This is a genomic window from Cognatilysobacter lacus, assembly GCF_008274655.1.
Classification (GTDB): Bacteria; Pseudomonadota; Gammaproteobacteria; order Xanthomonadales; family Xanthomonadaceae; genus Cognatilysobacter; species Cognatilysobacter lacus.
The window spans coordinates 1-8,114 of the sequence record NZ_VTRV01000130.1 but is presented as its reverse complement, the minus strand read 5'-3'; the positions used below and the strand labels follow the sequence as shown (position 1 = coordinate 8,114).

General features: G+C 69.7%; 8 protein-coding genes and 1 pseudogene. 4 read left to right on the top strand and 5 right to left on the bottom strand.

Going from position 1 to position 8,114, the window contains the following annotated elements; genetic code table 11:
* The first annotated feature begins 58 nt into the window (after positions 1-58).
* The 3 genes from FW784_RS10915 (at position 59) to FW784_RS10905 (ending at position 1,667) form a co-directional block, all read left to right on the top strand.
* Complete coding sequence (locus tag FW784_RS10915) at positions 59-889, top strand: ribonuclease H-like domain-containing protein (RefSeq protein WP_425481636.1); 831 nt, start codon at positions 59-61, stop codon at positions 887-889.
* Between the two features lie 58 nt (positions 890-947).
* Positions 948-1,274: an I78 family peptidase inhibitor gene (locus FW784_RS10910; RefSeq protein WP_149353371.1), complete on the top strand. Its 327-nt coding sequence runs from the start codon at positions 948-950 to the stop codon at positions 1,272-1,274.
* A 72-nt stretch (positions 1,275-1,346) separates the two neighbouring features.
* Positions 1,347-1,667, top strand: a complete 321-nt coding sequence (locus tag FW784_RS10905; RefSeq protein ID WP_149353370.1) for an I78 family peptidase inhibitor — start codon at positions 1,347-1,349, stop codon at positions 1,665-1,667.
* Positions 1,668-1,802: 135 nt separating this feature from the next.
* On the opposite strand, the gene FW784_RS10900 is transcribed toward FW784_RS10905, so the two are convergent.
* The 5 genes from FW784_RS10900 to egtB are packed head-to-tail and all read right to left on the bottom strand — an operon-like array spanning position 1,803 to position 7,642.
* On the bottom strand, positions 1,803-2,996 hold the full coding sequence (locus tag FW784_RS10900) for a DNA topoisomerase IB (protein WP_149353369.1): 1,194 nt from the start codon (positions 2,994-2,996) through the stop codon (positions 1,803-1,805).
* Positions 2,997-3,052: 56 nt separating this feature from the next.
* Positions 3,053-4,309, bottom strand: coding sequence for a TCR/Tet family MFS transporter (locus FW784_RS10895; protein WP_149353368.1), 1,257 nt, complete (start codon positions 4,307-4,309; stop codon positions 3,053-3,055).
* A gap of 56 nt (positions 4,310-4,365) precedes the next feature.
* Positions 4,366-5,361: an NAD(P)/FAD-dependent oxidoreductase gene (locus FW784_RS10890; RefSeq protein ID WP_235893659.1), complete on the bottom strand. Its 996-nt coding sequence runs from the start codon at positions 5,359-5,361 to the stop codon at positions 4,366-4,368.
* Positions 5,358-6,344, bottom strand: a complete 987-nt coding sequence (gene egtD / locus FW784_RS10885) for an L-histidine N(alpha)-methyltransferase (RefSeq protein ID WP_149353373.1) — start codon at positions 6,342-6,344, stop codon at positions 5,358-5,360. Before egtD ends, FW784_RS10890 begins: the two co-directional genes overlap by 4 nt.
* Before the next feature lie 2 nt (positions 6,345-6,346).
* Positions 6,347-7,642, bottom strand: a complete 1,296-nt coding sequence (egtB, locus tag FW784_RS10880) for an ergothioneine biosynthesis protein EgtB (protein WP_149353367.1) — start codon at positions 7,640-7,642, stop codon at positions 6,347-6,349.
* A gap of 85 nt (positions 7,643-7,727) precedes the next feature.
* Here egtB and FW784_RS10875 point away from each other — a divergent pair.
* Positions 7,728-8,114 (top strand): annotated as a pseudogene (locus tag FW784_RS10875) (aminotransferase class V-fold PLP-dependent enzyme); the annotation flags it as partial.

The following is an 8,114-nucleotide window of genomic DNA, read 5'->3' as shown; positions in this document are numbered from 1 at the left end:
GCCCACGCTGCCGGCAGCGCCGGGCGATACGTCCACGACGGTCGCGCCGTGGGATGCGGTGCTGGCGGCGGGCGTAGCGATGATCGATGCGCCCGCAGCCGCAGCGCCGGGCGGATCCCCGCCGCCACGTGCATCTGCCGACGGATTGCGCCGCCTGCTCGGTCTGCGAGATCACGTGGCGGCGCCGCGTCCCCGCGCGCGCGCGATCGATCGCATGCTCCCCGGCGAGCAGATCGACGATGGCCTGTGGCTGATCGAATCCGCGGTCGCGCATCCCGTTCCCGATGCGCCGCTGCCGCTCGCGTTCGCGCGTCGCGACGGCCACGTGCATGCACACGACCTGCTGTTCTTCGACACCGAGACCACCGGCCTGGCCGGCGGCACGGGAACGCGCGCGTTCATGATCGGCGCCGCCGACTGGTTCGAAGGCGCGCTGCGCGTGCGCCAGCTGTACATCGCGAACATGGCGGCCGAGCGCGCGATGCTGCGCACGTTCGCGTCGTGGCTGTCGCCGTCGACCGTGCTTTCCAGCTACAACGGCCGCAGCTATGACGCGCCGCTGCTTCGAACGCGCTATCGCCTGGCGCGCCAGCCCGATCCGCTGCACGGCCTCGACCATCTCGATCTGCTGCATCCGTCGCGTCGTCGCTGGCGTGGCCGCTGGGAAAACTGCCGCTTGGCGACGATCGAGCGCGAGGCGCTGCGCATCCTGCGCGAGGACGACCTGCCGGGTTCGCAGGCGCCTGCGGCGTGGCTGTCCTACCTCCGCGGCGGTGCGTCGACCAACCTGCGTCGCGTCGCCGAACACAACCGGCAGGACGTGGCGACGCTCTCGCAACTGCTGCTTCGCCTGTGCGACGACTCGCCTGAATCGCCTGAAGCTTCTTGACATGCCGAAGACGGCACGCAACGCAGCCTGAAGCCCCTACCGTTGTGCGGGCGCCGACATGCCGCTGCAAGCAAACGTCCGCGAGGCCGCCTCGCCGCGCATGATCGCGCCGGTCGTGGTGCTGCTCGCGTCAGTGGCGGCGTGCAGCGCGATGCGCCCGGCCGATGCGGGCACGCCCACGATATGTCGCCCCGGGAATGCCGATGCATGGATCGGCCGCGCTGCGAGCGCATCGATCGTTGAACAGGCGCGACATGCCAGTGGCAGCTCGACTGTTCGCGTCGTCAAACCGGATGAGTCGACCTCACGGAACGATCCACGCATCGATCGGCTCAACCTCTATCTCGACAACCGCGCGCTGATCACCCGCACCCGCTGTGGCTGACCATTACGACGCGTATTGACGCATCTTCATCGTGCGTCCGGCATCCTGCGGCATACATCGCCCGGAGGCCGCATGCATCGTTCATCCAGAACCCTCGCGCTACTCGTGCTCGCAATGCTCGACATCGTCCTGACCGCATGCGCCGTGGCATCCGCGCCGCCGCTGTCGACGCCCGTGCCACCCGTGCTCGCGCGATGCAGCGCCGAAGGCCTGGCGTCGCTGGTCGGAAAGCCCGCGTCGGCGGAGAACATCGCACGCGCGCAGCGCCAGAGCGGCGCGACGCTGGTCCGCGTCATCAAACCGGGCCAGATGGTCACCGCGGATTTCCGCGAAGATCGCCTCGACATCCGGGTCGATACCAGCAACGTGATCCTCCACGTCGGCTGCGGCTGACCCACGTCGCCCCGATCGATGCGTAGCGCCCACCCGGCCTTGCGCGTCGCCGATCACGTGACTGGCTGTGCTCCGTGCTGGTCGCCAATGGCGATCGCGCACGGCTGCGCAGACGCAAGCCACGCGCGCGCAAGCCTATGCAGGTGACGCGGGCGCGATACTCGGATCATCGGTCGACCGACGCCGCCGTCGCGCCGATCCCCCGCCGCGCGGTTCCGTCCTGGTGCGGCTGCGACCCGTTGCACGACGACTGCCACGCTCGGGGCGTGAAGCGGCGACCACGCGCCGACGCGCATCCCGCAGGAAGCGCAACGCGGCCAGTTCCCAACTGCGACCGCTGCGCGCGCCTTCGGTGAACGCACGCAACCGCCCGCTCCGCCAGCCCTCGAGCACTGCCGGATCGACGTACGCCTTGCGACATACCGACGGCGTGTTGCCGAGAAGATCCGCCACTTCGGTCACGACCTGCTTCTCGATCGTCGCCAGCGCGCGCTCGGTGGCGTCGTCGGGCACGTCCGTCGCGGCGAAGCGCTCGATCGCCGCGAGGGTGCCGCCCCATGTGCGGAAATCCTTCGCGGTGAACGCCTCGCCCAGCGCGTCGCGCAGGTAGTCGTTGACCTGCGCCGAGCCCACCGGCTGCGAATGGCCCTCGTCGTCGACGTACTGGAACAGCGACTGGCCGGGCAGTTGCTGGCAACGCTTGACCAGCTTCACCAGCTGCACGTCGTCGAGCACGATCTCGTGGTCGAGGCCCGACTTGCCGCGGAACGCGAACTTCGCGCGCCCGCCGCGAAGGAAACCGACATGGCGGTTGCGCAGCGTGGTCAGCCCGAACGATCGGTTGCTGCGCGCGTAGCAGTCGTTGCCGACGCGAATCAGCGTCCGCGCCATCACCGACACCACGATCGCCAGCACCTTTTCGCGCGGGAACCCGGGCAGCGCGAGATCCTTCTGCAGCCGGCGACGCAGCTTGGGCAATGCCTCGCCGAACGCGATGATCCGTTCGAACTTGCCGTCGCCACGCACGGTGGCCCAGTCCGCGTGGTAGCGGTACTGCTTTCGCCCCTTTGCATCGCGCCCGGTCGCCTGCAGGTGGCCGAGCGCATCGGCGCATATCCAAACATCGACGTAGGCGGGCGGGATCGCCAGCGCGCGGATCCGCGCGAGGGTGTCCTCGTCGTCGATCGGCTTTCCGTCGACGCCGACATACGAGAAACCCTCGCCGGCCTTTCGCCGGGCGATACCGGGCGAGGCGTCACTGACGTAGACCAGCCCGGCCTGTCGCGCGGCGAACGAGGCATCGGGTTGCGAGGAAAGGACGGCGCTCATGTGCAACCGAGCATCGACGCAGGATCGTCAAGGGCGCGCCAATCGGGCGCGCGCGTTCAGGCGGTGGCAGGTTCCGTTGCCGCGTGCCGTCGTGCGTGGCGCACCGCGATCAGCCACGCGCACGCGAGCACGGTGGCCGCGAGGAAGAAGGCGGCGCCGGGCAGGTAGACGGGCGCGCGCTTGCCGATGAAGAACCCGAACGTGGCCGCGTATGTCATCGGCGCGGCGATGCCGGCCAGGCTGACGAGGCTCATGATCGCGCCCTGCAGGCGGCCCTGCGCGTCGGCGCCGACCTCGCGCGTCATCAACGCCTGCGCCGCGGGCTGCGACACCGCCCACAACGCGCTGATCGGCAGCCCGAGATAGAACATCCACGGCTTGGCCGCGAGGCCGTAGATGGCGAAACCGATCACGCCGCAGCCCAGGCCGAGCATCATCGCGCGCTGCTCGCCAAAGCGCTTGATCATGCGTCCCACCAGCCCCGCATTGACGATCACGCTCAGCACGCCGACCACCGCGAGCACGTAGCTCACGCCCTGCGGGCCCCAGCCATAGCGCACGTCGCCATACAGCACGAACGTGCTCTGGTAGACGTAGTGCGTCGACGCGGCGAGCAGCACGATCACGATCAGGTCGGTGATCTGCGGATAACGCTTGATCACCGCGAGCGACGCGAACGGCCGCGCCTGCGTCCAGTCGAACCGCGGCGCACGGTTACCGGGCGCGAGCGACTCCGGCAGCACGAACAGGCCGTAACAGAAGTTGAGCAGCGACAGGCACGCGGCGCCCCAGAACGGCATGCGCAGGTCGATGACGCTGAGCTCGCCGCCGAGTATCGGGCCGATGATGAAGCCGAGCCCGAACGCCGCGCCGATCATGCCGAACGCCTTGCCACGCTGTTCCGGTGCGGTGATGTCGGCGATGTAGGCATTCGCGGTCGTGAAGCTCGCCGACGCGATCGCCGAGATGATGCGGCCGACCATCAGCCAGGCCAGCGTCGGCGCGAGCGCCATGAACACGAAGTCGAGGCCAAGCCCGAGGCAGGAAATCAGGATGACGGGGCGGCGGCCGAAACGGTCCGACAGTGCGCCCTGGATCGGCGACGACAGGAACTGCACCGCCGCGAACACCATGCTGAACAACCCGACCCAGTAGGCCGCGTGTTCGATGTCGCCGCCGTTGAGCTTCTGCACGAGGTGCGGCAGCACAGGGATGATCAGGCCGAACGACAGTACGTCGATCAGCACGGTGACGAAGATGAAAGCGAGCGCGGCACGGCGCCCGCGTGGTGGGATCGCGGCGTCCACGGAAATCCGGCGTCCGGGAGGGTCGCGCAGTCTAGCGCCGGTGCTTCACCGGCGCGCGTGCCTCAGGCGCGCGCGGACTTCGGCGTCTCGGGTCCCGTAACGCCTTCTGGCGAGGGCAGGTCCTTCGCGGTTTCCGCCTGCAGGTCCTCGCGTTCGCGCCAGTTGCGCGGCAGCCGGTTGTGGATCTTGGTCGCGGCGATCGCCGCATGGCCGAGCGCGACGGCGATCTGGTTGAGCGCGCTGACCACGTCGCCGATCGCGTACACGCCGTCCACGCAGGTCTGCTGGTCTTCGTCAACGACGACTTCGCCGCAGGCGTCGAGTTCGACCCCGACCTGTTGCGCGAGCCCGCTGTTCACCGTGCTGCCGAGCGTCGGATACATCGTGTCGAAGCGCAGTTCGCGGCCACCATCGAAACGCGCGACCGTGGCGCTGCCGTCGAACACGAGCTTGGTCGGCGTCGGCAACACCTCGATGGCGCCGGCGCGCGCCTGCGCAAGCGCGTCGGCCGAACCCGGCGTGTCGTCGCTGGCGATCACCGTGACCTCGCGCGAGAACGTGCGCAGGAACAACGCGTGGCCGACGGCGCTGTCGACCGGCCCGTACACGGCCACGCGGCAGTCGCTGGCTTCATACCCGTCGCAGACCGCGCACAGGCGCACCCCGCCGTTCGCGATCGCCGCCTCCAGCCCGGCGATCGGCGGCATCACGTCGACGATGCCGGTCGCGAGGATCACGAAACGCGCGCGCCAGCGGCGGCCGTCGGCGGCCACGGCTTCGAAGCCGCCGCCGACCCGCTCGAGCCTGGCGACGCAGGCGTCTTCGATGCGCGCGCCGTAGCCGATGGCCTGCTCGCGCTGTTGCTGCAGCAGCGTGCGGCCCTCGATGCCACGCGGAAAACCCGGCGCGTTGTGGCTGGTCGGGATCCAGCGCGCGCGGCTCTTGCCAGCGTCGAGCACCACGATGCGGCGGTGGTAGCGCACCAGGTACGTCGCAGCGGTAAGTCCGCCGGGGCCGGCGCCGACGATGATGCAGTCGAGCATGTCGTCGTCGCTCATGCGGGTTCCAGCAGGCGCAGGCCGAAGCGGTCGGCCGGCGCGTTCCAGCGGTGGGCGACGCGCAATCCCGCCTGCGTGGCCAACGCGTCGAAGTGGGCGTCGGTGTACTTGTGCGAGATCTCGACGAGGATCGGCTCGCCTTCTTCCAGCACGAAGCCGTGACCGCCGACGCGCACGGTCTGCAGGCGGCGGCTGACGATCGACGTCTCGATGCGGCTGTTGGCCGCGGACCAGCGCGCCCGGTGCGAAAACGCGCGGCGGTCGAAGTCGCTGCCGAGTTCGCGATTGAGTCGCGCGAGCAGGTTCAGCGTGAATGCGGCGGTGATTCCCGCAGCGTCGTTGTAGGCGGCTTCCATGTCGGCGACGTCCTTGACCAGGTCGATGCCGATCAGCGCGAGGCCGTCGTTGCCCATCGTCTCGCGCATGGCACCGAGCAGCTCGACCGATTGCACGGGGTCGAAATTGCCCAGCGTCGACCCCGGAAAGAACAGCAGCGTGCGCGCCGCGGGAATCAGCGAGGACGGCACGGGCACCGGGCGCGTGAAGTCGGCGCATACCGGCAGCATCTGCACTTCGGGAAACGCATATGCGAGCCGCTGCGTCGAATCGAGCAGCGTTTCGCGCGAGATCTCCACCGGCGTGTAGGCGACCGGGTCGGCAAGGCCCGCGAGCAGAAGCTGCGTCTTGCGCGCGCTGCCACTGCCGAGCTCGACCACGTGCGCATCGGGCCCGACCGCGTCGCGCACCGCGCGCATCACGCGTTGCATCAGTGCGAGTTCGACACGGGTGAGGTCGTACTCGGGCTGGCGCGTGATCTCCTCGAACAGCTGCGAGCCGCGCGCGTCGTAGAAGTACTTGGACGGCAGCGTCTTGGGCGCGGACGACAGGCCGGCGATCACGTCCGCGCGCAGATCGTCGGGCGTGGGATGCAGGTCCAGCAACGCGGGCAGCGCCGGCACTGCGCGTCGGCGCACGTCGAGCATGGTCATGCGATGTCCTTGGCCAGCCGGACGCCGGAAAACTGCCAGCGGGCGTGCGGCGGAAAGAAGTTGCGGTAGCTGGCGCGCAGGTGGCCGCGCGGGCTGGCACAGCTGCCGCCGCGGAGCACCTGCTGGCCGACCATGAACTTGCCGTTGTATTCACCGATGGCGCCGTCCCACGGCCGGTAGCCGGGATACGGCAGGAACGCACTCGACGTCCATTCCCAGACATCGCCGAAGAGTTGACGCACGCCATCGCCCGCGTTCGCCGTGGGCGCCAGGCGACCGGATTCGACGAAGTTGCCTTCGACGGCAGCGCCCTGCGCGGCGCGCTCCCATTCGTGCTCGGTCGGCAGGCGCGCGCCGGCCCAGCGCGCGAACGCGTCGGCCTCGTAATACGACAGGTGCGCAACCGGCGCGTCGGCGTCGATTTCGCGCGCGCCGCCGAGGGTGAACGCGTGTTCTTCGTCGAGCCAGTACAGCGGGCGCTGCCAGCCTGCCGCCTGCACGCGCGTCCAGCCGTCGCTGAGCCACAGCGCGGCGTTGCGGTACGCGCCGTCGCGCACGAACTCGAGGTATTCGCCACAGGTGACCGGGCGCGTCGCGATCGCGAAGGCGGCGACCAGTGCGCGATGGCGCGGCGACTCCGAGTCGAACGCGAATTCGCGCGCGGCGTGCGGCCACGCAGCCGCGCCGACCTCGACGATCGCTTCATCGAAGCGCTGCCACCGCATCGCGCCGGCCGGCGCGCCGTGTGCGGGTAGCTCGTCGCGGTATGCCGGCAGCAGGGGATTGCAGGAGAGCGCATGCAGCAGGTCGGTGAGCATCAGCTCCTGGTGTTGCTGCTCGTGCTGCAGGCCGAGCTCGACGCGAAGGCGCAGGGCGTCGTCGAGTTGGCCGCTCGCCAGGGCGTCATGCAGGCTTGCATCGACATGCGCGCGGTAATCGAGCACGTCGGCCAGCGACGGGCGGGACAGCAGCCCCCGCATCGGCCGCGCATGCTGCGGGCCCACGGCCTGGTAATAGCTGTTGAACAGCACCTGCCAGGTTTCATCGACCGGCCGGTGGCCACGCAGCTGCGACAGCACGAAGGTCTCGAAGAACCACGTGGTGTGCGCAAGGTGCCACTTCGTCGGGCTGGCGTCCGGCATCGACTGCAGCATCGCGTCCTCGGCCGATACCGGCGCGGCCAGCTCGACGCTGCGTTCGCGTACCGCCGCATGGCGCGCCGCCAACGGATCGACTGCGCAGACTGCGGCTTCCCGCGCGTCGGCGGGCGGAGTGGCGAGGCGCGTTCCCATCGCAAAAGGCTACGGCGGGAACGCGACGGCCGGGTGACGGCGGCGTGTCGGCTGGCGGCCGTGGCGGGCGGCCTACACTGGTCGGATGCCGCTGCCCGCCGATGCCCGCGATGCGTTCCTGGTGCCCGAGCGCACGATCTACCTCGACACCGCCACCAACGCGCCACGCCTGCGCAGCGTAGACGCCGCGCTGCGTGCCGCCTGGGATGAGGGCCGCACCCCATGGAGGCTGTCCCACGCCGACTGGGAAGCGCAGATCGAGCGCGTGCGTTCGCTGGCGTCGCAGCTCTTTCATGCAGATGGACGCGCCGATCCGGATTCGGTCGCGCTCGTGCCCTCGCTCGCGCACGCGATGTCGACCATCGCCGCGAGCTGGCCGCTGCGGGTCGGCGACACGGTCGCGATCCTGGACGGCGAATTCCCGTCCGCGCTGTTGCCGTGGCAGGTGCGTTGCGCCGCGACGGGCGCGGGG